We start from the raw sequence: 24027 nt of genomic DNA, 5'->3' as shown, positions 1-24027 counted from the left end.
CCTCCACCTTGCCCCACGCCCGCTAACTATTGCAAGCACCCGCTTGCAAAAGTGTGTCACGCCACGCTCGTGAGGGTGTCCGCCTGTCCGGCCAAACGTGTCCGTTCCCTGTCTGTCTGCGGTTTCCCGCCGGGTCTGCAGTGTGAAGTGAACGGGTCCCGGACGACCTGCGCAGCGAGCTGCCCCACCGGCCCGCGAGGAGGATCGGACCGGATCTGGTGGGTTGGCGCTGGTGCTCTCGCGCTTGGCAGTCAGGATGGCTGGACCTGGTCGAAGAGGGCGAGGGCTTCGGCGGGGTCCGGGCTCACCAGGCGTTCCAGACCGGCCGTCGTGATCTTCGCCCACCTGCCGGCCCGTGCCCACATCCGTTCCTCGGAGGCGCGGACGGCGTCGTCCAGGTCTCCGGGGCCGGTGGCGATGGACTCGGCGAGTTCGGCGCCATCCAGCATCGCGAGGTTCGCGCCCGCCCCCAAGGGGGGCATCAGATGGGCGGCGTCGCCCAGGAGCGTCACCCCGAAGACGTGAGTCCAGGTGTGGGACACGGGCAGGACGTAGAGGGGGCGGTGGACGAAAGCGGTGCCGTGGCGGAGGAGATCCAGGACGGGAGCGGCCCAGCCGTCGAACAGAGCCAGCAGGCTCGATCGCACGGCCTCGACGTCGGCCGGGTCCAGGTTCGTGTGCCAGTCCAGCGGCGCGCGGAACTGGGCGTACACCTTGACGTGGCCGCCGCTGTTGCGCTGGGCGACGAGCTTTCGGTTCACGCCGTACACCGCCACGGAGCCGTCGCCGATCAACCGGGCGAGGTCGGGGTGGCGGGTGTCGACGTCGTCCAGGGAGGTCTCGACCGAGGTGACGCCGGTGTACTGCGGCGTCACCGGCGAGACTGCCGGGCGGGTCCGGGACCAGGCGCCGTCCGCGCCGACCACGAGGTCGAACGTCTCCTGCCGCCCGTCCGCGAAATGGACGAGTGCGCCGTCCCGGGTCCCCGGCACCACCTGCGTCACGCCCCGACCCCACTGGATGTCGAGAGGGCCGATCAGCAGGTCACGGAGTTGCCCGCGGTCGATCTCGGGATTGGCCCGGTCGTCCGGGCGGGGTCGCCAGTCGCGCAGGACGGTCCCGTCCGTTTCCAGGATGCGCATGGCCTGTCCCTCGGGGCGAGACAGCGCCTGGAACTCCGCCAGCAGCCCCGCCTTGTCCAGCGCGAGCTGGCCCAGCCCTTCGTGCAGGTCCAGCGTGCCGCCCGGGGGGCGGGCGTCGAGGGCGGGATCGCGTTCGAGGACGGTGACGGGGTGGTCATGGCGGTGCAGGACGCGGGCGAAGGCAAGGCCGGCAGGACCGCTCCCGACTACTGCGATGCGATGTCTCATGTCGATACACTGTATTGCTCATATACGGTGCATCGCAACGGTACGGTGAGAGCATGACTGTCTGGGACCGGCCGGAGCCGCCGACTCGCCCCGTGCCGCTCGACCGGGAGCGGATTGTCGCCGCCGCCATCGCACTGGCCGACGAGGGCGGGCTGGAGGCGGTGTCGGTGCGCAAGGTCGCGGCCCGCCTGGACGCCGGTCCGATGCGGCTGTACAGATACATCTCCACCAAGGAGGAGCTGTTCGACCTCATGGTGGACGAGGTCCAGGCCGAGACCCTCCCCGAGGAGCAGCCCGGTGACTGGCGGGAGGCCCTGGACGGCCTCGCCCAGCGCACCAGGCAGGCCGCCCTCCGCCACGAATGGCTGGCCGACCTGCTCGGCGGTCGCCCGACCCTGGGTCCGAACGGCCTCGCCGTGACCGAGGCCACGCTGGCCGCCTTCGACGGCCTCACCGATGTCGACACCGTCATGCGCGCCGTGGAGACTGTCAGCGCCTACTTCATTGGCGCGATCAGGCGCGAGATCGCGAACCTGCGGGCCGAGCGCGCCACTGGCCTGTCCAAGCACGACTGGCAGCGCGCCCACGGCCCGCATGTGACGAGAATGCTGGCCACCGGCCGCTTCCCGGCGCTGGCCAAGGCCGTGTACGACGGCACGGACGTGGACGCCGAGACATCCTTCGCAACCGGCCTGGACTGGGTCCTCGACGCCGTGGCCGCCAAACTGACCCGGCCGCCGGCGTGACGCTCAGCTCTTGCCGAAAGCCCCTCGCCTCAGCAGTCAAGAGACACGGCCGAAAGACACCAGGCCACAGCCATGCCATCAGACAGAACGCGTGGGACAGCCCCAGCTCGCGCACGAGCAAGCTCGGCACCGTTCAGATCCGGTGGGCCACCCATCCTCCGAGCCGTCCCAGCAGAACTGACAAAGCGCAGCGCAGAGATACCTCACCGATTCAGATCTCCTGGCAACGGACACCGGCAAACGCCTGCAGGCGAGGGCGCCTTGGCTAATCTGCACGGGTGACCACCGACCTGACCCTGCTGCCGCGTGTCGCCTGTCGCGGACAGGAGGTCACCGCGCCCCGGCTCCGCGGTCTCCTGGCGCTGCTCGCGGGCGACTTGCGCACGGGCTGCAGCACCGAGCGGCTCGTCGAAGGGCTGTGGCCGGACGAGTTGCCGGAGCGGCCGGGAAAGGCGCTGCAGGTCCTCGTGTCGAGGGCGCGGGCGCAGCTGGGCGCCGATGTCATCGCCAGCACACCGACCGGATACCGGCTCGCCCTCGCCGAGGACCAGGTCGACAGCTCCGCCCTGCTGCTGCACGCCGCCGCGAGCGCGGACCGGGCCAGGGCCGGGGACCACGCGGGATCGCTGGCCGCGGCCGAGGCCGGGCTCGCACTGTGGGAGGGCACCCCTGACGGGTCCGGCGACAGCGAGGACCCCGTGGCCGCGTTACGTGCCGAGCGCGCCCCCGTCCACGGCACGCTCATCCGCGCGCGGGCGCTCGCACTCGCCCGGCTGGGGCGGCACGCGGAGGCGGCCGGGCCGCTGGCCGTGGCCGCAGCGGAGCATCCGCGCGACGAGGAGGTGCTCGCCGAGCTGCTGCGCGGCGAGGCGGCGACGGCGGGCCCGTCCGCCGCGCTGACGCGGTACGAGGCCTACCGCCGTGAGCTGCGCGAGACGCTCGGCACGGATCCGGGCGCCGGGCTCAAGGCCGTACAGCGGGAGCTGCTGCGCGGCGAGGCACCCGTGGCCAGGCACGGCGTGCCGCACGAGCCGAACCCGCTGCTCGGCCGGGACGAGGACATCGCGGCAGTGCAGCGGCTGCTGCGCGCCTCGCGTGCCGTCACCGTCGTCGGCCCCGGCGGCCTGGGCAAGACCCGGCTCGCGCACGCCGTCAGCCGCCGGGCCGAGCAGCGCGTGGTGTACTTCGTGCCGCTCGCCGGCGTCAGCGCGGACGCCGACGTGGCCGCGGAGGTGGCCACCGCGCTCGGCGCGGGCGAGGGGCGGCCCGGCGCGCTGAGCGGCCACGCCCCGGCCGACCCGGTGCCCGGCATCCTCGGCGTGCTCGGCTCCGGGCCCGCTCTGCTGGTCCTTGACAACTGCGAGCAGGTCATCCGGGGCGCCGCCGGCCTCGTACGGGCTCTGGTGTCGTCCTCGAAGGACCTGCGGGTGCTCGCCACCAGCCGGGCCCCCCTCGGCCTCACCTCGGAGGCGGTGTACGCGCTGCCGGAGCTCGGCCTCGACACCTCGGTCGAGCTGTTCACGCAGCGGGCCCGGGCCGCCCGGCCCGGCGTGGAGCTGCCGCCGGACTCGGTGGCCGAGCTGTGCCGCCACCTCGACGGGCTGCCGCTCGCCGTGGAGTTGGCCGCGGCACGGGTGCGGGTGCTGTCCGTGCAGGAGATCGCCCGCCGCCTCGGCGACCGGTTCGCGCTGCTGCGCGGCGGGGCGCGGGACGCACCGGAGCGGCACCGCACGCTGCACGCCGTCGTGGACTGGAGCTGGAACCTGCTCGACGAGGAGGCCAGGGCGGCGCTGCGCCTGCTGTCCGTCTTCCCCGGCGGCTTCTCCGGCGAGGCGGCGGAGCAGGTGCTGGGCGAGGACGCGCTGTTCCTGCTGGAGCAGTTGGCCGACCAGTCGCTGCTCACCGTCGCCGACACCCCGGCCGGCGTGCGGTTCCGGATGCTGGAGACCGTACGGGAGTTCAGCGCGGCCCGGCGTGCGGAGGCGGGTGAGGACGAGGAGGCCGTCGGCCGGTTCCTCACCTGGGCGCGGGACTTCGGGGTCGCGTACCACGACTGGTACTTCGCCTCGGAACCGCTGGCCGCCGGGGAGCGGATCAGGGCCGAGCAGGACAACCTCGTGCAGGCCCTGCGACACGCCCTGGCCCGTACGGACGGCCCCACCACCGCCGCCCTCACCGCCGTCCTCACCGCCCTGTGGTCCACCGGCTCCAGCTATCCCCGCCTCGCCGCCCTCGCCGCGGACACCGGCCCGCCGCTGTCGCACTACCACCCCGAGCCCGAATACGTCGAAGTGGCCCGCGCCGCCGCGGTGTTGTGCACGGCGAGCCTGTTCATGGGCTACGGCCCGGTCGCCGTACGCCAGCTCGTCACCCTGCGGCGGCTGCCCCCGGCCCCGCCGGACACGCTGCTGCGCGCCATCGCGGCAGTGCTGAGCGCGATCCCCGAGATGCTGCCTCCCGACTACGACGTGCTGCGGGGGCTCTGCGACAGCGAGCAGCCGCTGCTCGCCGGCGTCGCCGAGTGCGTCGCCACCTACGTCTGGGAGTCGGAGCACGACATCGACCGGGCGCTCGCCTCGGCTCGCCGGACCATCGCCGCACTGGCGCCGGTCGACAACCCGTTCCTGAAGGTCATGGGCCACGCCCGGCTGAGCGAGCTGTGCCTGCAGACGGAGCAGGGCGAGGCCGCGTACGGGCACCTCAAGGCGGCGCTCGAGGCGCTGCCGCGGCTCGGCGACGAGCACGACTCCATCGGCGTCCGCGGGGGCCTGGTCCTCGCCTGCCTGCAGCGCGGCGACCCCGACGAGGCCGAGTACTGGCTGCGGCAGGCGGAGGACGTCAGCATCCCGCAGAAGGACGACTCCGACACCGCCGACCTCGGCGCCCGCGCCGAGATCGCGCTCGCCCGCGGACTGACGGAGGTCGGGCTCGGCCTGTGGCGCAGCGCTGCGGAGGGGGTGGCCGAGGCCGGCTCGATGTACCGCGGTGATCCCTTCCTCGACCGGTGGGCGCTGGAGATCCAGTCGGCGGCGGTGACGGCGCACGCGCATGCCGGCCGGCTCGAGCGGGTAGCGCAGCCGGTCGACCGGCTGCGGCAGGGGCTGCGAACCCTGCTCTCCGGTCCGCCGCGGCCCATGGAACTGACCCTGTTCGGGACGGTGCTGCACGCCCTTGGCATGGCGGGGCTCGCCTGCGGCGACACCGCCGCCGCACGGATGATCGCGCTGGCCGAACGGCTGCGGGTACTGCGCTCGTACCAGCCGACGATGTCGGCGGACCGCGCCCGGAAGGCGGTCGAGGCCGCCGGGAACGCAGCCAGGGCGGCGTACGCCGACGCGGTGTCGGAGTACGCCGCCCTGGGGCGGGACGAGTTGCGGGAGGCAGCCCGCGCTGTCATGGCGGTTACTTCGGGTCGCGGTTGAACAGCGCCGTCGACCAGCGGTAGCCGAGCGCGGTCAGGCCGACGCACCAGAGGAGCGCGATCCACCAGTTGTTGCCGATCTCGGTGCCGAGGAGCAGGCCGCGCAGGGTCTCGATGGCCGGCGTGAACGGCTGGTACTCGGCGATCGGCTGGAACCAGCCCGGGATGGCGTCGATGGGGACGAAGGCGCTCGAGATGAGCGGGAGGAGGATCAGCGGCGTCGCCATGTTGCTGGCCGCCTCGGGGTTCGGGCTGGCCATGCCCATCCCGACCGCGATCCAGGTGAGCGCCAGGGTGAACAGCGTGAGCAGTCCGAACGCCGCCAGCCACTCCACGGCCGTCGCGTCCGTGGACCGGAAGCCGATCGCCACAGCGACGGCACCGACCAGGACCAGGCTGGCGAGCACTTGCAGCACGCTGCCGACCACGTGCCCGACGAGCACGGACCCGCGGTAGACCGCCATCGTACGGAAGCGGGCGATGAGGCCCTCGGTCATGTCCATGGAGACGGAGACCGCGGCCCCGATCACGGTGCTGCCGATGGTCATGATCAACAGGCCCGGGACGAGATAGGCGATGTAGTCGGAGCGGTCCGCGCCGCCGCCACCGATGCCCGCGCTCATCACGCCTCCGAAGACGTAGACGAAGAGCAGCAGCAGCATGATCGGCGTGAGCAGCAGGTTCAGGGTCATGGACGGGTAGCGCCGTACGTGCAGCAGGTTGCGGCGCAGCATCGTGTTCGAGTCGCGGACGGCGAGGGAGATCCGGGTCGGGCGGGCGGGAGCCAGGGGGGCGCTCATCGGACGGACTCCTTGGGCTGGTGGGGAACGTCGGTGCCGCCGGTCAGGGCGAAGAACACGTCGTCGAGGTCGGGGGTGTGCACGGTCAGCTCGTCCGCCTCGATGCCGGCCGAGTCCAGCCAGTCGAGGATGGAGCGCAGTTCGCGCTGGCTGCCGTCGCTGGGGATCCGCAGCGACAGCGCCTCGTCGTCCCTGGTGGCCTCGCGCAGGGCGACGGCGGCGGCCTGGTACGTGGCCGGGTCGGTGAAGCGGAGCCGGACGTGCCCGCCCGGGATGAGCCGCTTCAGCTGGTCGGCGCTGCCCTCGGCGGCGATCCTGCCGTCGTTCAGCACCGCGATGCGGTCGGCGAGTTCGTCTGCCTCCTCCAGGTACTGGGTGGTGAGGAAGACGGTGACACCGCCGGAGACCAGCGCGCGGATGATCCCCCACATGGTGTGACGGCTGCGCGGGTCGAGGCCGGTGGTCGGCTCGTCGAGGAAGATGATCCGCGGATCGCCGACCAGCGTCATGGCTATGTCGAGGCGGCGCTTCATGCCGCCGGAGTAGGTGGAGACGGGCTTCTTCGCGGCCTCCACCAGGTCGAAGCGCTCAAGGAGTTCGGCGGCGGTCCGGCGGCCCTCGCCGCGGGAGAGGTGGTGCAGGTCTGCCATGAGGAGCATGTTCTCCTCGCCCGTGATCAGGCCGTCGACGGCGGAGAACTGCCCGGTGACGCCGATCGCGGCGCGTACGGCCTGCGGGTCGGCGGCCAGGTCGTGGCCGCCGACGTGCAGCTCGCCGGCGTCGGCGGTGATGAGGGTGGAGAGGATCTTGACTGCGGTGGTCTTGCCGGCGCCGTTCGGGCCGAGCAGGGAGAAGACCGTGCCGGCCGGCACCGCCAGGTCGATGCCGTCCAGGACCGTCTTGTCCCCGTAGGCCTTGCGCAGCCCCTTGGCCGCGATGGCGGGAGAGTGCGAAGTCGTTGTCGTCATGCCGAGGAGGTTGCGGCAGGGCGCATTCAGCGCGGTTTCACGATGGTTTCAGCGCCCTGGAACCGGGGTTGCCGGGTTGCCTCGACGGCGTCGGTCAGCGGCGCCGCAGTGACGGGTCGAGCAGCGCGGGCGGGGTGTCGAACTTCTCGTGCGCGGCCAGGTCGGTGCCGGGGGCGACGACGGCGTCGACCGCGTCGAGCACGTCGGCGGAGAGCACGGTGTCGGCGGCGGCGAGCTGCGAGCGCAGGTGGTCCAGGGTGCGGGGGCCGATGAGCGCGCTGGTCACGGCCGGATGCGCGGTCACGAAGCCGAGCGCGAGCTGGATCACCGTCAGGCCGGCCTCGTCGGCGACCTTGGCCAGCTGCTCGACGGCGTCGAGCCTGGCCCGGTTGGCGGGGATGGCGGTGTCGAAGCGTTGCGGCATGAACGTCGAGCGGTTTGTGGTGATGGACCGGCCCTCGCGGATCGCGCCCGACAGCCAGCCCGAGGCCAGCGGGCTCCACGCCAGCACGCCGAGCCCGTATTCCTCGGTCACGGGCAGTACGTGGGTCTCGATCCCGCGCTGCAGGATCGAGTAGCTGGGCTGTTCGGTGACGTAACGGCTCAGGTGATGCTCGCGGGCGGCCCACTGGGCCTGCACGATGCGGTACGCGGGGAAGGTCGAGGAGCCGAAGTAGCGGATCTTTCCCGCGCGTTGCAGGTCGGTCAGGGCCGACAGGGTCTCCTCGTCGCCGGTGCGCGGGTCCCAGCGGTGGATCTGGTAGAGGTCGACGTGGTCGACGCCGAGACGACGCAAACTGTTGTCCAGCTCGGTGACCAGCCAGCGGCGCGAACTGCCCTGGTGGTTGCGCTCGTCGCCCATGGGCATGCCCGCCTTCGTGGCGAGCACGATGTCGTCGCGGCGGCCGGCGATGGCTTTGCCGACCATCTCTTCCGACTCGCCGTTGCCGTACATGTCGGCGGTGTCGATGAGGTTGATCCCGCCCTCGAGAGCGGCGTCGACGATGGCGGTGGCCTCGTCCTGGGTGGTGCGTCCGATCGCGCCGAAGTTCATCGCGCCGAGCGCGAGGGAGCTGACCTGCACGCCGGTGCGGCCCAAAGTGCGGTACTGCATGACCGTGTTCCTCCATTGCGGGTTCAAGCGTGGCGCAGATGCGTGGCGGTGGCGGTAGTAGCGCGTGGTGGTGGCAACCGTGAGGGTGGGGTGTCGACGCAGGTGCCGGCGCATGGCTTGGTTGCGGGTGCTTCGCTCTGACATCATGAGCAAACGGAACCTCGTTCCGGAAACGATACGGAACACTGTTCCGCTTTGGCAAGCCTGGTAGTGGAGGGAGTGGCGCGGTGAGCGACAGCGACGAGGGCGCGGGGCGCGCGGCCCAGTCCAAGCGGGCGGACGCCCGACGGAACAAGGAGACTCTGCTCGACGCGGCCGCCGCGGTCTTCGTCACGTCGGGCGTGGAAGCGCCGGTACGCGACATCGCGGCCAAGGCCGGCGTCGGGCTGGGCACGATCTACCGCCACTTCCCGACGCGGGCGGATCTCATCATCGCCGTCTACCGGCACCAGGTGGACGCCTGCGCCGAGGCCGGGCCGGCCCTGCTGGCGAGCAGCCCGACTCCCCACGCCGCACTGGGGCAATGGATCAACCTCTTCGTCGACTTCCTGGTCACCAAGCACGGACTCGCCGCCGTACTGCGGTCCGACGACGCCGGCTACGACACGCTGCACGCCTACTTCCTCGACCGCCTCGTGCCCGTGTGCGCCGAGCTGCTCGAAGCGGCGGCCGCCGCCGGCGAGATCCGCTCCGACCTGCCCGCCTACGAGCTCATGCGCGGGGTCGGCAACCTCTGCATCGGCGCGGACAGCGATCCCCACTACGACGCACGCCGGCTGGTCGAACTCCTCGTCGCGGGACTACGCCGACCGCACTGACAGAGCGCTCCGAGGGGGCACCCCCCGTGGCACTCCCCGGAGCGCCGTCGTCGTGAACGCGCCGTTTAGGGTGCGGGCATGACCTCGCAGACCTACCTCTCCGAACTCTTCTCGCTGGACGGCCGGGTGGCCTTGGTGACGGGCGGCAGCTCGGGCATCGGCCGGGCCATCGCCGGGGCTCTCGCGCGAGCGGGGGCGAGCGTGGTGATCGTGGCGCGCAAGGAGCCGGAACTGGCCGCCACGGTCGACGAGTTGACGGCGGACGGCTGCCGGGCGGCCTGGGTGAGCGCCGACCTCAGCACCCGCGACGGGGTGCACGCGGCGGCGGAGCGGGCAGCCAGGGTGTTCGCAGAGCCCGACATTCTCGTCAACTGCGCCGGCATCAACCTGCGGCCGCCGATGAGTGAGCTGGACGAGGACGTGTGGGACGCCACGATGGCGGTGAACCTGGAGGCGCCCTACCTGTTGGGCCGGCGGTTCGGGCCCGGCATGGCCGAGCGGGGCTTCGGGCGGATCATCCACATCAGCTCCCAGCAGGCGCACCGGGCGTTCGTCGACAGCGGCGCCTACGGCGTCTCCAAGGGGGCCCTGGAGTCGCTGGCCCGCTCTCAGGCCGAGGCGTGGTCACCGCACGGCGTCACCTGCAACACCCTGGTTCCCGGCTTCGTCCTGACCCCGCTCAATGCCCGGTTGCAGTCCGACCCGCAGAAGGTGGCGGCGCTGGCCGCGCGCACGATGGTCGGGCGCAACGGCCTGGCCGAGGACTTCGCCGGAGCGGCGGTGTTCCTGGCCGGCCGTGCCTCCGCCTACGTCACCGGGCAGGCGATCTTCGTCGACGGCGGGTTCTCCGTCCACTGAGCCCCCGGGACCGCTCACCGACGAGGGGGTGACGGCTCTGAACCCCGAGATCTGAGATCTCCCTGGGCTCCCTGGTCCTCGACATCGCCCGGATCGGATACCCGGCGATCGGCGGCACCGGCAACTGACACCGCCATGGCCGCCGTACCCACTTTTTTGTGCGTACTTGGCAGCACCCGCCAGACACCGGAGGCTGGTGTCCGCATCAAGGGGCCGCCAGCTTCTCCAGGCGGCGGTGGCCCCAGTCGGAGAGGGGGGCCAGAGCCTCGGAGAGTTCGCGGCCGAAGTCGGTCAGGGAGTACACGGTCTTCAGTGGGAGCACGTCGTGCACCTCCCGGTGCACCAGTGCGTCCGTCTCCATCTCGCGCAGCGCCTGAGTCAGCACCTTCTCGCTGAGCCCGGGCAGCCGGCGGCGCAGCTCGGCCGGGCGGTGCGGGCCGGACTCCAGCAGCCACAGCAGTGCGGTCTTCCACTTGCCGTCGATCACGCTGATCGCGGCGGTCACTCCACAGACGTTCAGGTCCTGAGCACGTCCGCGTGTCATCTTCGCCCCTCATTCGTCTTGTCATCCGTTGCCGACGCCAGTTCGGCGAATTCCCGTCACTTTCACAGGAGTTGAAGCATGCCCACGTCCACCGGTTCCGACCAGTCCGCCGTCACCGTCCTCGGCCTGGGCCCGATGGGCCGTGCCCTCGCCGGCGCCCTCCTGAACGCCGGTCTGCGGACCACCGTATGGAACCGCACACCCGGCAGGGACCGGGAGCTGCTCGCCCGCGGAGCTGCCGGCGCCGGCTCCGCCGCCGAGGCGGTCGCCGCGAGCCCGCTGACCGTCGTCTGCGTGGTGAACTACGACGCGGCCGACGCCGTCCTGCGGGACGCCGCCGTCACCGACGCCCTCAAGGGCCGTACGGTCGTGAACCTGACCGCCGACACCCCCGAGCGTGCCCGGCACACCGCGGACTGGGCGGCCGCCCACGGCATCCGCTACCTGGACGGCGCGATCATGACGCCGACCACCACCATCGGAACGCCCGACGCGGTGTTCCTGCACAGCGGCCCCGCCGAGCTCTACCAGGAGCACCGCCCCGTACTGGACGCGCTGGGCGGCACCCACACCCACCTCGGTGAGGAGATCGGCCGGGCCGCCTCCTACGACATCGCCCTGCTCGACATCTTCTGGTCGGCGATGGCGGGTTACGCGCACGCCCTGGCGGTGGCACGGGCGGAGGGCATCACCGCCCTGGAACTCGCCCCCTTCGCCCAGGGCATCGGCGCGATCCTCCCGCCACTCTTCGAGGAGTTCGCGCGGGACGTCGACAGCGGCACCTTCTCCGGCGAACTCAACCCGATCACCTCGGCGGTGTCGACGATGACGCACATCGTCCACGCTTCCGAGTCCCACGGCATCGACGCGAGCGTGATGCGCGCGACCGAGGACCTCGCCCGCCGCGTGGTCGCCCTCGGCCACGGCGAGGACGGGTTCATGCGGGTCACGGAGCTGCTGGGGCGAACTGCCGCGAGGTCCTGAAACCCGGTGGCGTCGGCCGTGGGCCCGCCGTTAGCGTGCTCCCATGACTGCCGGGTCGGCCTCGTGCCGTGAGCGAGTTGGGTGCCCGGCCTCTGAGTGAGGTCGGGGTGGGCCAGGGGCCCGCCTTCTTCTCTGCGCATTTCCCCAGGAATTCCCAGGACGGAAACCAGCGACAGAGAAGGTACCGAAAAGAATGCCCAACGAGTTCAATCAGCAGGTCATCGACGAGTTCCGTGCCAACAAGGGCCGTATGAGCGGCTACTTCGAAGGCGCCCGCATGATCCTGCTCACCACCACCGGCGCCCGCTCCGGCGCCCCGCACACCACCCCCGTCGGCTACCTCCCCGACGGCGGTGAGCGCATCCTCGTCATCGCGTCGGCCGGCGGTGCGCCCACGCATCCGCACTGGTATCGCAACCTCATCGCGCATCCCCAAGTGGCCGTGGAGAGCGGCGTGTTCACGTACGAGGCGAGGGCGGTCGTACTGGAGGGCGAGGAGCGGGAGCAGGCCTTCGCGCGGGCCGTCGAGGCGGAACCGGGGTGGGCGGCGTATCAGGAGAAGACGGAGCGGGTGATCCCCGTGGTCGCCCTGTACGAGATCGTGCAGGGCGGCCCGCCGAACATCAACGCCGATTCCTTCGGCGAGGCGATCAAGGTCGTCCATGACGCCTTCCGGCGTGAACTCGCCCAGATCCGCAAGGAGATGAGCTCGGGCACGTCGACTCTCGGTGCTCAACTCCGCGTCAACTGCCTGACCTTCTGCCAGGGCCTGCACAATCACCACACCGGCGAGGACCTCGGCATGTTCCCGGTCGTCGCCGACCGTCACCCGCAGGCCGCCCCGGCGCTGGCGCGGCTGCGCGCGGAGCACGAGCGGATCGCCGCGCCCCGGCGCTGGCGCGGCTGCGCGCGGAGCACGAGCGGATCGCCGCCCTCGTCGAGGACCTGCGCCGGGTCGTGACCGCCCCGGACGCGGACCCGGCCGCTGCCCGGGCCGAGGTCGAACGCCTCACCGCGGAACTCGAGGCCCATCTGACGTACGAGGAGGAGCAGTTGATCCCGCTCCTCGACGCGTGAGGTGCGTGCGGTCGTAACCGGCGAGCGCTTCAGAACGGCAGCGGTCGCCCGTGCACCACCTCCAGCCGGGACACCGCCCGCGTGACCACCACGTACAGCCGGTGCAGCCCCCGCTCCTCCGCCTCCGCGATCGCGGCGGGCTCGACGGCGACGACATGGTCGTACTCGAGGCCCTTGACGAGGGTCGCGGGTACGACGCTCACCCGGGCGGCCGGTTCCGACGGGTCCGCCGCCGTGATCCCGGCCGCGTCGAGGGCCCGCCGCACCCGCTCGACGTCCGCGTCAGCCGCGACGACCCCGACGGACCCTTCGTGCGCCACGGCGTCCCGTACGGCGTCCACGACCGCCCCCAGCAGGTCACCCTCCGCGACCGGCCGCATCCGCAACTCCCCGTCCCCGCGCAGCGACCGCCCCGCCGGGACGTCCACGTCCAGCCTCGCCAGCAGCCGGTTGGCGAGGGCCACGACGGCCTTCGGCACCCGGAAACCGGTCGTCAGCGCTGCGACCGCCGCGTCCGGCTTCCCCAGATGACGCAGGGTCGTGTCCCAGGACCGGGCCGCCCAGGGCGTGGTCCCCTGCGCGAGGTCGCCGAGGACCGTGAGCGAGCCGAAGGGGGCCCGGCGGGCGATCGCCCGGCACTCCATCGGGGAGAGGTCCTGCGCCTCGTCGACGACGAGATGGCCGTACGCCTGCGGATGCTCCACGAGCCCGGCGACCTCGTCGAGCAGGACGAGGTCGGCGGCCGACCAGCGCGCCGACTTCCACGACCGCGGCGGCCTCGCCCACAGCAGCGCCTTCCGCTCGTCGGCGTCGAGGATCCCGTCGGCCGCCGCCTCCAGCACCTCCCGCTCGGTGAGCAGCTCGGCCAGGACCTCCTCGGGACGCACCCGCGGCCATACGGCGTCCACGTACGCGCCGACCGCCCTGGACCTCGAGATCTTCTGCACCCAGGCACCGTTCTGCGGCCCGGCCCGCCGCTCGGCCCGCGTCTGTACACACCGCACGACCCGGCTGCGCACCCGCTCCCGCCCGACCCCGTACGGCGGCTCCTCCTCCCGTACGGCCCGCAGGATCCGCGCGAGTTCGTCGGCGGACACCCGCCAGCGGTACGACCCGTCGGGCACCGCGAGAGCCTCGGTACCGCCCGCCGACACCCGCGCGTACAGCGCCCGCCGCAGCACCTGAGCCATCCGGACGTCGTGCTTGACGACGGCCGTCCGCTCGTCGTCGGCGCCGGTGACCGGGTGCCGGGCGATCTCCTCCAGGAGCGTCGACTGCCGCACGCCCGTCTCACCCAGGGCCGGCAGGACCGCCGCGATGTACGACAGGAAGGTCCGGTTGGGTCCGAGGACCAGCAGTCCGCCGCGCCGGACGCGCTGCGGGTGGGTGTAGAGCAGGTAGGCCGCCCGGTGCAGGCCGACCGCGGTCTTGCCGGTGCCCGGGGCGCCCTGCACACACACCGAGGCGGCCAGGTCCCCGCGTACGAGATCGTCCTGCTCGGGCTGGATGGTCGCGGCGATGTCCCGCATGGGACCGACCCGAGGCCGCTCGATCTCGCGGGCAACAATGTCGCTGACCTGCGACTCCCCCCGGCCGAGATGCTCGTCCTCCAGCCCCGTCAGGTCGGCGGACTCGCCGCGGCTGCCGGGCGCCCAGCCGAACCGGCGGCGGACGGCGACGCCCTGCGGATCGCCGGCGCTCGCCTGGTAGAAGGCCCGGGACACGGGAGCGCGCCAGTCGACGACGAGGGGCGGGGCGGCCGGGTCCTCGCTGATCCGCAGCCGGCCGAGGTGATACCGCTGCCCGGCATGCTCACCGCCCGCGAAGTCCAGCCGCCCGAAGAACAACGGCCCTTCGGGCAGTTCCCGCATCTCCTTGGCCCGGCTGCGCAGCCGGTACCCGAGCACTTCCGCGTCGGCACCGGAGGCGGAGACGTCCTCGCCGGTGACGACGTGCTCCCCGGCCCCGTCGACCATGGCGGTGAGGGCGGCGCGGCAGCGGTCGTGGTGGGCACGTTCGTGACGGAGGGCGTCCTGGAGGGAGGGATCGGGTGACGTCATTCCAGCGAGCGTACCGGAATAACGTAACCGAGTTAAATTTCTTACTCAGACTCATCCAGCTTGGTCCGGGCCAGATGCGGCAACCCGGCCGCCAACACCCCGAACGCCCGCTCCGCCGCCGCCACCGCGTCCCCCCGTACGTCCGCCACCCGCTCCCCGCCCGCGATCCGCCGCCAGTTCTCCAGCGCCAGGATCCGCTGTACGGCCACGATCTGCCCGGCCGCCAGCCGCGCCTCCAGCCCACCGCCGAGCGCCTCCGCCAGCGCGGCCTCCGACCGCTCCTGGAACCCGTACAGCCGGGCCACCAGCGCGGGCGTCCCGTACAGCAGGGCGTGAAAGGCGAGCACCTGCGGATGGTCATTGAGCCCGGTGACGGGATCGCACCGCTCCAGCCCGTCGAGAAAGTGCCGCCGCAACGCCACGAGCGGCGCCGCCTCCCCCCGCTCCACCACCCGCGCGGCCTCCCCCTCGTGATCGGCGAACCGATACAGGACGAGGTCCTCCTTCGCCGGGAAGTACCGGAAGAGCGTCGGCTTCGAGATCTCGGCCGCGGCGGCCACCTCGGCGACGGACACCGCGTCGAACCCCTTCTCCAGGAACAACCGGATCGCGATCTCGGAGACGGTCTCGTACATCCGCCGCTTCTTGCGCTCACGCAGCCCGATCTCAGCCATGTGGTGAGGGTACGCACCGCCCCGCGCTCGGCCGGGCCATGGCCTCCCTAGGCCAGGGCCCGGGCGAGATAGGGGTTCGCCGTCGGGCGGACCGGCAGGCCGAGGGAACCCGTGGCGACCGCCAGTGTCACGGCGTAGGAGTCGACCGCCCGCTTGACGTTGGGGGCGTCCAGGCTCGCGCCCGTCACGATGCGGTCGAGGTCGATGTACGCGGACCGGACGATCTCGATCCAGCGGTACACACGCCAGTCCTTGCGCCAGTCGCAGGTGTACTGGGGCGGCAGCTTCTTCTCCCAGCGACGGAACATCCGGTCCCGGATCTCGGGCCGGGTCGGAGTGAGGTGCATGTGCCGCACCAGGTCGTACAGCGGATCGCCGACCACGGCCATCTCCCAGTCGATGATGGTCAGCGCCAGGCGGTCGTCGCGACGTACGAGGTTCCACGGGTTCAGGTCACCGTGCAGCAGGGCCGGCTCCCGGTCGCTCACCTCGTGCCGGGACAGGATCTCCTTCAGACGGTCCGCTTCGGGCAGCCCGAGCAGCCGGGCGAGCTGCTGCGACTCCTTCGGCAACTCCCGTACGAGGGCGACGAGTTGGTCTCTCAGCCAGCGATGGAAGTGGCCTTCCCCGGAGGTGGGGTCGACCTGCTTGTAGTCCACGCGCGTCAGCGCGCTCAGCTGATCGACGAGCGCGTCCGCCTCGTGCGGCAGCAGCCCGTGCTCCGGATGGCGGAGGGGCTTGTCGATGTCCAGCGGTCCGACGTACGTGTGGATCGCGAAGCGGTCGTTCGGATAACTCTCCCCCAGCGCCAGTGCCCTCGGCGCCGCCACGTCGATGTCGGCCTGCTCGATGGCCCTCAGCACGGCGTGTTCACTGAGAAAGCTGCGCTCCCGGCGGCAGACGTCGGGCAGCTTGCGCCGCACGACCACGGGAAAGTCGATGCTCGGCACCCGGACCACCGTGTTGAGGTGCGCGGTCCCCTTGAACACCCGGCCCGCGGAGGCGGCCCCCTCCGCCACCAGGGCCTCCCGCACGGCGGAGGCGGGAAAGTCCGGATGCTCGGGAAGACGCCGGTCCGGCTCCCAGCGGAACGTCTGTACGAGCCGCCCCTGGCCGTCGTAGGAACCGCCGCTGCGGGACGTCAGCCACCGGAACAGAGCCCGCTCGATCTCCAGCTCGCCCGGCAGATTGGTGAGCCGCAACGGCTCCGCAGCCGCCGCGAGGGCACGGTGGACCTCCGCCGTCGCCTCGTTCAGGCTCTTCGGGGTGCGGGTCTCCTCCAGGAACCGTGCGGCCCGCATCACGTCCGGGTAGACGGACTGCGCCCGCTCGAAGGCGACGTAGTGGCGCAGGTCCCTGGTCAGGCCGTTCACGGCAGCCGGACGAGTACGCTGCATCGCCTCCGCCCACGCCTCGACCACCTCGTCCCACTGGTGCGGCGGGTACTGCATGCGCACGAGATGGGTCGCGAGGTCGTGCAGGGGGTCGCCGTAGGTCGCCAGCTCCCAGTCGACGCAGATGAGCGGCGGAGCACCGCCGTACGACACGATCAGATTGTCGCGGTGCAGGTCGGCGTGGAGCATGCTGTACGGCCGCCGGGCCATGGCGGGGACCCGCTCGGCCAGCCGGAGCAGGGCGTCCTCGGGGATGCCGAGCGAGGCGAACAGCCCGCCGAAGACCGCCCGGTTGGGCCGCCTGATCTGCCGGTCCGCGAGGTGCGCCAGAGTCCGTAGGAATCCCTGGCTGTCGGTGTCGTTGCGCGGCCAGGCGGACGGCAGCGCCGGCAGCGCCCCGCGCCGCACCTGCGTCATCTGGGCAAGCAGGCCGGCCAGCGCCTTGATGAGCAGCGTGTCGACCGGTTTGCCGTTCGCACAGACGGCGGAGAGCGGTACGCCTTCCACGTGGCTGTGGATAGCGAAGTGTTCCCGCTGGACGAGGCACTCCGGCACATGTGGCAGGACCCCCTTGACCGCGGCGAGGATCTCCGCCTCGTCCTGCCAGGTCCTGATCACCACGGGCAGCACGTCGCTGCGCCGGATCCGGACGGTGACGGACGTGCCCACCGGACGCTTGAGCGCCCGCGCCACGGGTTCCGTCAGCGGCAGCACGTAGTTCTGGTTGTGGTACCCGCTGGCCGACTGGCCCTTCGCGGCGGCCCATCCCACGAACGCACGATAGGTGTCGTCGAGCGTGGCGCGCTCCCCGACGGAACGGGGATCAGGAAGTGCGCCCACTGGCTGCTCCGGGTAAGAGAAGGGGGAAGCTATGGCAAACGGTAAGCACGCGTCGAGAATTACGCATGACGAACGACGCCGGCGTGGCCACAATGGGTGATCGCCACTCTTCTGCGCGAGGTCCGTTCGAAGCCGTTCGACGTCGTTCGCGTTGACCTGTTGGCCATTTCATACGGACGAAGGCGAGCGTTTGCTCAGTGTGTGCGGGCATGCTAGCAAGCCGCCGGACCCACCCTCGACCCGCCCCGGTTATTCGGAGAGATGAGTCCAGACCGATTCGAACCACTTCTGCATGCTCTCCACGAAGACGGTGCCCGGCGAGTTCGCGTCCCCGTCCTTCATGTGGTGGGTGAGGGTGGCGCCGAAGCCGAGGACGTCGAGCGCGGTGACCTCCTCGCTGGAGTCCAACACGATTTTGCGCTCGATCACTTCGTACAGGCCGTGCAGTGCCTCGATGCCGTTGAACAGGTAGAGCTTGAAGGCCGGGGTCAACGGCGCGTGGCGGATCTGTACGTCGACGAAGGGCACCAGCCCTTCGGTCTGCAGATCTCCCAGCAGTCCCTCGAGTGACTTCGTGTGCAGCTCGGTGATGGTACGCAGGCGTTCCCGCAGGCGCGGGTCGTTCTTGTCGTCCTTGACGCGCGGGTAGGGCAGGGCCAGCGTCACGTCCGGCAGGAGCATGCGCAGGGTGATGTGCTGTGGTGTGATGGCGCCGCCACGGATGCGCTCCACCTGGAGCCGGATGTGCGCGTCCAGGGATTCGGACGTCAACGTGTAGACGTCCAGCGTGACTTCTGGCTGCTCGAAGGCCTCACTGATGAGCGGGCCCAGCGTCATGCCGTGTCGCGATCTGGTGGCCTTGGCCGCCGAGGACTGTATGCGCTGGGTCTTCACCACCCGGGACCCGCTGCCCTGCCGTGACTCGATCCAGCCCTCGTCGGCCAACTCCCGCAGCGCCCGCTGCACGGTGTCCCGGGAGACTCCGAGTTCCTCGGCCAGGTCGCGTTGCGACGGCAGGAAGGAACGCAGCGGATACGTCCCATCCGTCATGCGCCCGCGCAACTCGTCGGCGACCCGCTGGAACTCCCTGCCGCCGCCGCTCTCGCCGGTCTCCTGTGCGTCCACCTCTGGACCGTACCGCCTTCGGTCCACCACCAAACCATCATCCAGCCAACTGGGCTGCCGTATTGGCCTGTTGGTTAAGGGATCAATCGGACCGGGCAGACCAGTCTCAAGCAATGCAGTCCAATTGGACGGATGGTTGGGGCACTTCACCGAAAGCGGAAGGGAGGTGGATGGACATGCTCCTGTTCCACGTACTCACAGGACTCTGCGAGCTCTCCCTGGGCCTGTTGGCGCAGGCGAAGCTCGGCGCGCTCGGTGTGGTGCTCCTGTTCCTGATCGGCGTGGGCATCAGGGCGCGCCGCGGCGGTCTCGCCGTCGGGGCCGTCGTGGTGTTCACGCTGCTGATGACTCAGGCCTGACGGATCAGCTTGAGCACGGGTTCCAGCGAGGCCACGACCGTCGTCGCGCCCGCGTCCCTCAGGAGCTTTTCCTTGCGCTCATTACGCGCGTAGCCCAGAAACGGAACGTCGGCCTCATTGGCGGCCAGCAGGTCCGAGGGGGTGTCGCCGATCATCAGTGCGGCCGACGGTGCCGAACCCATCGCGCTGAGGGCCCGGTTGAGGCAGTGCGGGTCGGGCTTGAGGCGGTTGAGTTCCTGGGTACGGCCGTAGATGTGCGGGGCGAAACACGAGGTGAGACCGCGGTCGGCCAGGTAGGTGTGGACCACCCGGGGGGAGTTGTTGGTGGCGATCGCCAGCCGGGAACCCACCGCCTTCCAGGTGCGTATCAGCGGATCCGCGTACGGCGTCGGCATCGCCGACGGGGTGGCCCGCAGTTCTTCCTGGGTGAGACGTTCCTCCAGCTCGTCCACCAGATCACTGCCGGGGTGTCTGCGATCGACGGCCCGCAGGACGATATGCGGATCCAGCGACTTGCGTTCGGTCTCGCTCAACAGTCCGTGCAGGCCGCGCCCTTCGAGCCACCCCACCAGGTCCACTGCCACCCGCTCCGCCGAATGCCCTGCGAACAGACGGCAGATCGGGCCGTCGAAGTCCCACAGGACGACCTGGGCACGCGTGATCAGTTCACGCAGGCTTTCGATCTCGTCGCCCGTCTCCGCTGTCACTTGATCGGTCTGCGTCGTATCAGGAGTCACTAGGAGAGTGTCAGGTCCGTCGTGATGGTTTCCCAGAGGGCGTCGAACCACTTCTGGGATTCCTCCACAAATGCGGCGTCGCGCTGGCCGGCCGCGCTGTCGAAGGAGAAGAGGAGGGATTCGGTGCCGAGGACGTCGTACATGTCGAGGGTTCCGGTGTCCGAGAGCTCCTCTCGGCGGGTGACCATGTAGTACGCCATCAGCGCCTCGGTGCCGTTGAGGAGGTACAGCTTCACCGGTGGGGTGAAGGGAAGGGCGCGGAAGGTGACCGAGACGTCGATGCCGTGGGAGGAGCGCAGGGAGCGAAGGTTGTGGCGCAGGACGTGGACCTGGGCGTTGCGCTGGGCCAGCCAGCGTTCGTGGACGGTGTTGTCGTCGCCGTCCACCTGGACCGGGAAGGCCAGGTTGATCTCACGGGAGGGCAAAAGGATGCGGACCTCGATCGCGTCGGGGCCCACCCGGCCCTCGTGGACCAGCCGGAGAGGTTCGCTGAGTGCCATCATCAGCGACTCGGCCGTGAGGCAGACCGCGTCGATGCGTACGTGCGGTACGGCGAACGCCGCCGACAGGCGCGGCGCCAGTGCGACCATCGTCGGCTGGGGCTCCCCCATGGCCCGGACCGGCTCTGCGATCCGCGGCGGGCTGCCCTTGCTCACGTTGCTGAGCAGTCCGTCCTCCTGGAGCACGCGCAGGGCCTGGCGCACCGTGCCCCGCTCCACGTTGAACTCCTCGGCGAGTTCCGCCTGGGTGGGGAGGCGTTGACCCGCCTTGAGGTCGCCGACGCGGATGCGTTCGCGCAGGATGTCGGCGATTTCCTGAGGGGAGAGCCTTCTGCTGCCGTTCACTGCCACGTTCTCCTGGGTCACGACCAAACGCTACAACTCGGATCCATCTATGGGGAGTTGTTTGGAAGTTGTTTATAGATAGCTGCCAAGTGGGGACAACCTAAGCAGGGTTGGTTGCCAACTTGGTTAAGTTGGCGGAAGTTTTGCCTCCTGTTCCGTCCCGCCCCGGAAGCCCGAAGGGGGAACCACCGTGCCTGTCCTCGCCCTCATCGCCGCAGTGTTCGTCGTCGGCATCGAGCAGACCGTCCAGTGGAAGTACGGTTTCGCCGGCATCGCCGGACTGCTCCTGCTCACCATAGGCATCAAGGCCAAGAGCCCGGCCGTCAGCTCCGTCGGGGCGGTCGTGCTCGCGTTGCTGGTCACCAGGCCCGCCCTATGACCGAACGGCGCCCCGATCCACCCCCGTGGGAGACGTCAGCTCGTGAGCACCAGCTCCGAACTGATCGTCTCCCACAGTGCGTTGAACCACAGGTGGGACTGTTCCACGAAGGTCGTGTCGCGCAGGCCGGCGCCCTGCGCGAAGGCGAACAGCATCGACTGGGTGCCCTCGGTGTCGTACATCTCCAACTGCTCGTGGTCGATCTCCTCCGCGCGCCGCGTCAGCAGGTAGTACGCGAACAGGGCCTCCGCGCCGTTGAGCAGGTACAGCTTCACGGGCGGGGTGAAGGGCAGCGCACGGAAGGTGACGTTCACGTCGATACCGTGGGTGGTGCGCAGGGCGAGCAGGTTGTGCCTCAGCACCTGGCCCTGGGCGTTGCGATGGGCCAGCCAGCGCTGATGGACCGGGGCGCCCTCGCCGTGCCCCTCCACCGGCACCGGGAAGGCGAGGTCGATGTCCCGGCTCGGCAGCAGCACGCGGACCTCGATCTTGGCCGGTTTCAGCTGTCCGGCGTGGATCTGCCGCAGCGGTTCACCGATCGCGAGCGTGAGGGACACGGAGGTCAGACACAGGGCGTCGATCTCGACGTGCGGGGCCGCGAAGGCGGCGGCGATGCGGGGGGCGAGGGCCACCATCGTGGGCTGCGGCGGGACCCCGGGACCGGCCGGCGCCCCGCCGAGGCCCAGGTCGGGGGCCACGGTGGCCGGACTTCCCTTGGAAACATTGGTCAGCAGGTGCTCCGACTGCAGGATGTACAGCGCCTGCCGTACGACCCCCCGCTCGACCCCGAACTCGTCGGCCAGCCTGGCCTGGGTGGGCATGCGCTGGCCCGGCCGCAGGGCCCCGGACCTGATCCGGGCCCGCAGCTCGTCGGCCACCTCGCGATGTGTCCTGTGGGGCCGTCGTGACCTCTTCCGCCCACTGACGGCGGCGTGTTTGGGGTCCACGACCAAACACTACAACTTCCCGCCATCTTTGGGCAGTTCTAGTGAAGGTGGTTATGAGTCGCTTCCAAGTGGAGAGAAGTAAAGTGAAGTTGGTAGCCAACTTGAGCAACATGGTCAAACTTTCACAAGGTTGGCCACCGTCCATATCAGGGGGACCGCCATGCCGCTCATCGCCCTCGCCATCGCCGCCCTCGCGGTCGGATTCGAAGCATTCGTCCAGTGGAAGCTGGGCGCGATGGGCATCATCGCCTTCGTCGCGCTGACCGTCGGCGTCAAGACGAAGAGCGCCGCGATCGGCGGCATCGGAGCGGTCATCCTCGTGATGCTGCTCGCCCAGTCCGGCTGATCGGGCTCCCTTCCGGAGGGGAGCCGGGAGCCCGGTCGGTCCGCACAGACACAACTGAACATCGTCGGCATCCAGCACAGTCACAACTCAACAAGGTCAGCACAGCCACAACTTCACAGCTCGCTACGGATGCAGAGCAACAAGCAGCAAGAGCAGCGATCAGCACTGTCGTCGGCAGAGGGGAGGCCTCAGAACATGTCCGGGCACCAAGGTCGCCTGGACGTACGCAGCAGGGCGTCGGCCAACCGGGCGGCGCCCGCTCGTTCTTCCCGGACCCGGCCCAGCGCCGCCAGCCGCACCGCGGACTCGTCGCCCAGCCACAGGGTCGCCAAGTCGCCGACGTCCAGCGCGAGGTCGGCGTTGTCCTTCGTCGGCGTACAGGTTCCGCCCGTCGGCGACGCCTCCAGCCGGTAGCGCCCGCCGGTCAGGCCGTCCCGGTCGGCCACCGCCAGGACCAGCGACCCCTCACCCTCGTACGTCCGCGCCTCGAGCGCTCGTACGACGTCCAGGATCCGCACCCACAGCCAGTCGCCCTGCGTGGTGGCCGTGGCCGCCCTCGGGTTCGGGAGGAGGAACGGCAGCAGGTCGTCGGGGGCCCGCCAGCCGCTCTTCACCTTCGTGACCCAGTCGACCGAGCAGAGGTAGCGCCACAGGGCGCGCTCTGCGTTCGGGGTCGCCGCGAGCAGCCACCTCACGGACAGCGTGTCGTGCGGCTGCTTGCCGTGCCAGTTGTCGTCGGCCGCGTACGCGACCAGGCCCTCGACCTCGCCGCCCGCCGAGCGGTACACCGCGTAGTGCGGCTCGGTCCACGACGGGTCGAACCGTACGGCACCGGTGTTGATCCGCCACCACAGCTCGTCGCGGCTGACCGCGCCCGGCTGGGCGTGGCGCACCCTCTCGTGGAGTTCGGGGCCGAGCTTGCGGACGTCCTCGCCGTCCACGAGGTCGATACGGCCGCCGTCCTCGGGGCTGCCGGAGCGGCGCGGGTCGAGGCCGGTGCGCGGGACGTCGACCGTCCACTCGGTCATCCAGGTGGCGGGGCCGAAGCCGTAGCGGCCGTAGATCTGGTACTCGGCGGCGATCAGGGTGGCGACGACGTCACCGCGGTCCTTCGCGGCCGCCAGGTCCTGGGCCATCATGCGGGTGAGCAGGCCGCGGCGACGGTGGGTGGCGGTGACGGTGACGCCGGTGACCGCGTCGGCGGGGACGGGGGTGCCGCCGACGGCCGTCAGTTCCTGGGAGAAGGACTTGAAAGTGGCTACGCAGCGGCCGTTGTCGAAGGCGCCGAGGTAGCGGCCCGGTTCGCCGGTCTCGAACTGGGCGCGGCGGGCTTCGAGTTCGGTGTCGGTGGGGACGGGTTCGCGCAGGAAGCCGGTGTTCACCGCGCGGAGCCAGTCGGAGAACTCGGACTCGGTGATGGGGCGGACGTCCAGGTCGGGGCGGCGGCTCAGGTGGGTCATGGGATCACGGTAGGCGGGTGGTGGGGTGGTGTGCGGGGGTTTTCTCGCCCCCGCCGCCCCTTCCCGTCCCGTCCCCCGGGGGGGGGGGCCCCCGCGCCCCCCCCCCCCCGCGCCCCCCCCCCCCCCCCCCCGGGGGGGGGGGGGTGGGTTTAAAGTAAAAT

General features: G+C 70.8%; 21 protein-coding genes and 1 pseudogene. 9 read left to right on the top strand and 13 right to left on the bottom strand.

The annotated features are described in order from the left end of the window. Positions 1 to 251: 251 nt before the first annotated feature. Positions 252 to 1370, bottom strand: coding sequence for an FAD-dependent oxidoreductase (locus ACFYO2_RS39520; protein WP_388359482.1), 1119 nt, complete (start codon positions 1368 to 1370; stop codon positions 252 to 254). A 53-nt stretch (positions 1371 to 1423) separates the two neighbouring features. On the opposite strand from ACFYO2_RS39520, the gene ACFYO2_RS39515 reads away from it, so the two are divergent. Continuing rightward, positions 1424 to 2116, top strand: coding sequence for a TetR/AcrR family transcriptional regulator (locus ACFYO2_RS39515; protein WP_388359479.1), 693 nt, complete (start codon positions 1424 to 1426; stop codon positions 2114 to 2116). Positions 2117 to 2394: 278 nt separating this feature from the next. Next, positions 2395 to 5538, top strand: coding sequence for an ATP-binding protein (locus ACFYO2_RS39510; RefSeq protein ID WP_388359477.1), 3144 nt, complete (start codon positions 2395 to 2397; stop codon positions 5536 to 5538). On the opposite strand, the gene ACFYO2_RS39505 is transcribed toward ACFYO2_RS39510, so the two are convergent. From ACFYO2_RS39505 to ACFYO2_RS39495, 3 genes are all read right to left on the bottom strand, one after another. Further along, positions 5519 to 6337: an ABC transporter permease gene (locus ACFYO2_RS39505; RefSeq protein WP_388359474.1), complete on the bottom strand. Its 819-nt coding sequence runs from the start codon at positions 6335 to 6337 to the stop codon at positions 5519 to 5521. The two genes, ACFYO2_RS39510 and ACFYO2_RS39505, sit on opposite strands and share 20 nt — an antisense overlap. After that, positions 6334 to 7305, bottom strand: coding sequence for an ATP-binding cassette domain-containing protein (locus ACFYO2_RS39500; protein WP_388359471.1), 972 nt, complete (start codon positions 7303 to 7305; stop codon positions 6334 to 6336). The genes ACFYO2_RS39505 and ACFYO2_RS39500 overlap by 4 nt, the downstream gene beginning before the upstream one ends. Positions 7306 to 7399: 94 nt before the next feature. Next, positions 7400 to 8419: an aldo/keto reductase gene (locus ACFYO2_RS39495; RefSeq protein WP_388359468.1), complete on the bottom strand. Its 1020-nt coding sequence runs from the start codon at positions 8417 to 8419 to the stop codon at positions 7400 to 7402. Positions 8420 to 8646: 227 nt separating this feature from the next. Here ACFYO2_RS39495 and ACFYO2_RS39490 point away from each other — a divergent pair, with 227 nt between their 5' ends. Beyond that, positions 8647 to 9237, top strand: a complete 591-nt coding sequence (locus ACFYO2_RS39490; protein ID WP_388359465.1) for a TetR/AcrR family transcriptional regulator — start codon at positions 8647 to 8649, stop codon at positions 9235 to 9237. A gap of 78 nt (positions 9238 to 9315) precedes the next feature. Beyond that, positions 9316 to 10095: an SDR family NAD(P)-dependent oxidoreductase gene (locus ACFYO2_RS39485; protein WP_388359462.1), complete on the top strand. Its 780-nt coding sequence runs from the start codon at positions 9316 to 9318 to the stop codon at positions 10093 to 10095. Between the two features lie 205 nt (positions 10096 to 10300). Here ACFYO2_RS39485 and ACFYO2_RS39480 read toward each other — a convergent pair whose 3' ends face one another. Continuing rightward, the gene (locus tag ACFYO2_RS39480) at positions 10301 to 10639 is read right to left on the bottom strand and encodes a winged helix-turn-helix transcriptional regulator (protein ID WP_388359460.1); all 339 of its coding nucleotides are present in this window, start codon (positions 10637 to 10639) and stop codon (positions 10301 to 10303) included. 78 nt (positions 10640 to 10717) lie between these two features. Between ACFYO2_RS39480 and ACFYO2_RS39475 the strand changes: the two genes are divergently transcribed. After that, positions 10718 to 11623, top strand: a complete 906-nt coding sequence (locus tag ACFYO2_RS39475) for an NAD(P)-dependent oxidoreductase (RefSeq protein WP_388359458.1) — start codon at positions 10718 to 10720, stop codon at positions 11621 to 11623. Between the two features lie 193 nt (positions 11624 to 11816). Continuing rightward, positions 11817 to 12700, top strand: a pseudogene (locus tag ACFYO2_RS39470) (nitroreductase/quinone reductase family protein). A gap of 29 nt (positions 12701 to 12729) precedes the next feature. On the opposite strand, the gene ACFYO2_RS39465 reads toward ACFYO2_RS39470, so the two are convergent. The 4 genes from ACFYO2_RS39465 to ACFYO2_RS39450 form a co-directional block, all read right to left on the bottom strand. Then, on the bottom strand, positions 12730 to 14760 hold the full coding sequence (locus tag ACFYO2_RS39465) for a HelD family protein (protein ID WP_388359456.1): 2031 nt from the start codon (positions 14758 to 14760) through the stop codon (positions 12730 to 12732). A gap of 41 nt (positions 14761 to 14801) precedes the next feature. Next, positions 14802 to 15434 (bottom strand): TetR family transcriptional regulator, encoded by a 633-nt coding sequence (locus tag ACFYO2_RS39460; RefSeq protein ID WP_388359453.1) that lies wholly within the window; start codon positions 15432 to 15434, stop codon positions 14802 to 14804. 47 nt (positions 15435 to 15481) lie between these two features. Continuing rightward, entirely contained in the window at positions 15482 to 17668 is a 2187-nt protein-coding gene (locus ACFYO2_RS39455) for a phosphotransferase family protein (RefSeq protein WP_388359450.1), read from the bottom strand. A 249-nt stretch (positions 17669 to 17917) separates the two neighbouring features. After that, positions 17918 to 18793 (bottom strand): GntR family transcriptional regulator, encoded by an 876-nt coding sequence (locus ACFYO2_RS39450; protein ID WP_388359448.1) that lies wholly within the window; start codon positions 18791 to 18793, stop codon positions 17918 to 17920. Between the two features lie 170 nt (positions 18794 to 18963). Here ACFYO2_RS39450 and ACFYO2_RS39445 point away from each other — a divergent pair, with 170 nt between their 5' ends. Further along, on the top strand, positions 18964 to 19152 hold the full coding sequence (locus ACFYO2_RS39445) for a hypothetical protein (protein WP_388359446.1): 189 nt from the start codon (positions 18964 to 18966) through the stop codon (positions 19150 to 19152). On the opposite strand, the gene ACFYO2_RS39440 is transcribed toward ACFYO2_RS39445, so the two are convergent. Together ACFYO2_RS39440 and ACFYO2_RS39435 are read right to left on the bottom strand one after the other, a co-directional pair. Beyond that, positions 19143 to 19859, bottom strand: coding sequence for an HAD family hydrolase (locus tag ACFYO2_RS39440; protein ID WP_388359443.1), 717 nt, complete (start codon positions 19857 to 19859; stop codon positions 19143 to 19145). The genes ACFYO2_RS39445 and ACFYO2_RS39440 overlap by 10 nt on opposite strands. A gap of 29 nt (positions 19860 to 19888) precedes the next feature. Further along, the gene (locus ACFYO2_RS39435; RefSeq protein WP_388359441.1) at positions 19889 to 20761 is read right to left on the bottom strand and encodes a winged helix-turn-helix domain-containing protein; all 873 of its coding nucleotides are present in this window, start codon (positions 20759 to 20761) and stop codon (positions 19889 to 19891) included. A gap of 163 nt (positions 20762 to 20924) precedes the next feature. Here ACFYO2_RS39435 and ACFYO2_RS39430 point away from each other — a divergent pair, with 163 nt between their 5' ends. Continuing rightward, a complete protein-coding gene (locus ACFYO2_RS39430; RefSeq protein WP_388359439.1) occupies positions 20925 to 21113 on the top strand; it encodes a hypothetical protein in 189 nt (62 codons plus the stop codon). A gap of 35 nt (positions 21114 to 21148) precedes the next feature. Here the strand turns inward: ACFYO2_RS39430 and ACFYO2_RS39425 are convergent, their stop codons facing one another. After that, complete coding sequence (locus ACFYO2_RS39425) at positions 21149 to 22066, bottom strand: winged helix-turn-helix domain-containing protein (protein ID WP_388359437.1); 918 nt, start codon at positions 22064 to 22066, stop codon at positions 21149 to 21151. Between the two features lie 154 nt (positions 22067 to 22220). Here ACFYO2_RS39425 and ACFYO2_RS39420 point away from each other — a divergent pair, with 154 nt between their 5' ends. After that, complete coding sequence (locus tag ACFYO2_RS39420; RefSeq protein WP_388359435.1) at positions 22221 to 22406, top strand: hypothetical protein; 186 nt, start codon at positions 22221 to 22223, stop codon at positions 22404 to 22406. A gap of 188 nt (positions 22407 to 22594) precedes the next feature. Here ACFYO2_RS39420 and ACFYO2_RS39415 read toward each other — a convergent pair whose 3' ends face one another. Further along, positions 22595 to 23857, bottom strand: a complete 1263-nt coding sequence (locus tag ACFYO2_RS39415) for a GNAT family N-acetyltransferase (protein ID WP_388359629.1) — start codon at positions 23855 to 23857, stop codon at positions 22595 to 22597. Between the last annotated feature and the right edge of the window lie 170 nt (positions 23858 to 24027).

This window comes from Streptomyces sp. NPDC006602 (genome assembly GCF_042870385.1).
GTDB lineage: Bacteria > Actinomycetota > Actinomycetes > Streptomycetales > Streptomycetaceae > Streptomyces.
The sequence above is the reverse complement of the archived record's forward strand: the minus strand, read 5'-3'. Positions and strand labels throughout refer to the sequence as shown.

What these genes read in the sequence shown, in the direction of transcription:
- ACFYO2_RS39520 (WP_388359482.1), bottom strand. Translation starts at nt 1,370, where the DNA reads ATGAGACATCGCATCGCAGTAGTCGGGAGCGGTCCTGCCGGCCTTGCC.
- ACFYO2_RS39515 (WP_388359479.1), top strand. Translation starts at nt 1,424, where the DNA reads ATGACTGTCTGGGACCGGCCGGAGCCGCCGACTCGCCCCGTGCCGCTC.
- ACFYO2_RS39505 (WP_388359474.1), bottom strand. Translation starts at nt 6,337, where the DNA reads ATGAGCGCCCCCCTGGCTCCCGCCCGCCCGACCCGGATCTCCCTCGCC.
- ACFYO2_RS39500 (WP_388359471.1), bottom strand. Translation starts at nt 7,305, where the DNA reads ATGACGACAACGACTTCGCACTCTCCCGCCATCGCGGCCAAGGGGCTG.
- ACFYO2_RS39495 (WP_388359468.1), bottom strand. Translation starts at nt 8,419, where the DNA reads ATGCAGTACCGCACTTTGGGCCGCACCGGCGTGCAGGTCAGCTCCCTC.
- ACFYO2_RS39485 (WP_388359462.1), top strand. Translation starts at nt 9,316, where the DNA reads ATGACCTCGCAGACCTACCTCTCCGAACTCTTCTCGCTGGACGGCCGG.
- ACFYO2_RS39480 (WP_388359460.1), bottom strand. Translation starts at nt 10,639, where the DNA reads ATGACACGCGGACGTGCTCAGGACCTGAACGTCTGTGGAGTGACCGCC.
- ACFYO2_RS39475 (WP_388359458.1), top strand. Translation starts at nt 10,718, where the DNA reads ATGCCCACGTCCACCGGTTCCGACCAGTCCGCCGTCACCGTCCTCGGC.
- ACFYO2_RS39465 (WP_388359456.1), bottom strand. Translation starts at nt 14,760, where the DNA reads ATGACGTCACCCGATCCCTCCCTCCAGGACGCCCTCCGTCACGAACGT.
- ACFYO2_RS39460 (WP_388359453.1), bottom strand. Translation starts at nt 15,434, where the DNA reads ATGGCTGAGATCGGGCTGCGTGAGCGCAAGAAGCGGCGGATGTACGAG.
- ACFYO2_RS39445 (WP_388359446.1), top strand. Translation starts at nt 18,964, where the DNA reads ATGGACATGCTCCTGTTCCACGTACTCACAGGACTCTGCGAGCTCTCC.
- ACFYO2_RS39420 (WP_388359435.1), top strand. Translation starts at nt 22,221, where the DNA reads ATGCCGCTCATCGCCCTCGCCATCGCCGCCCTCGCGGTCGGATTCGAA.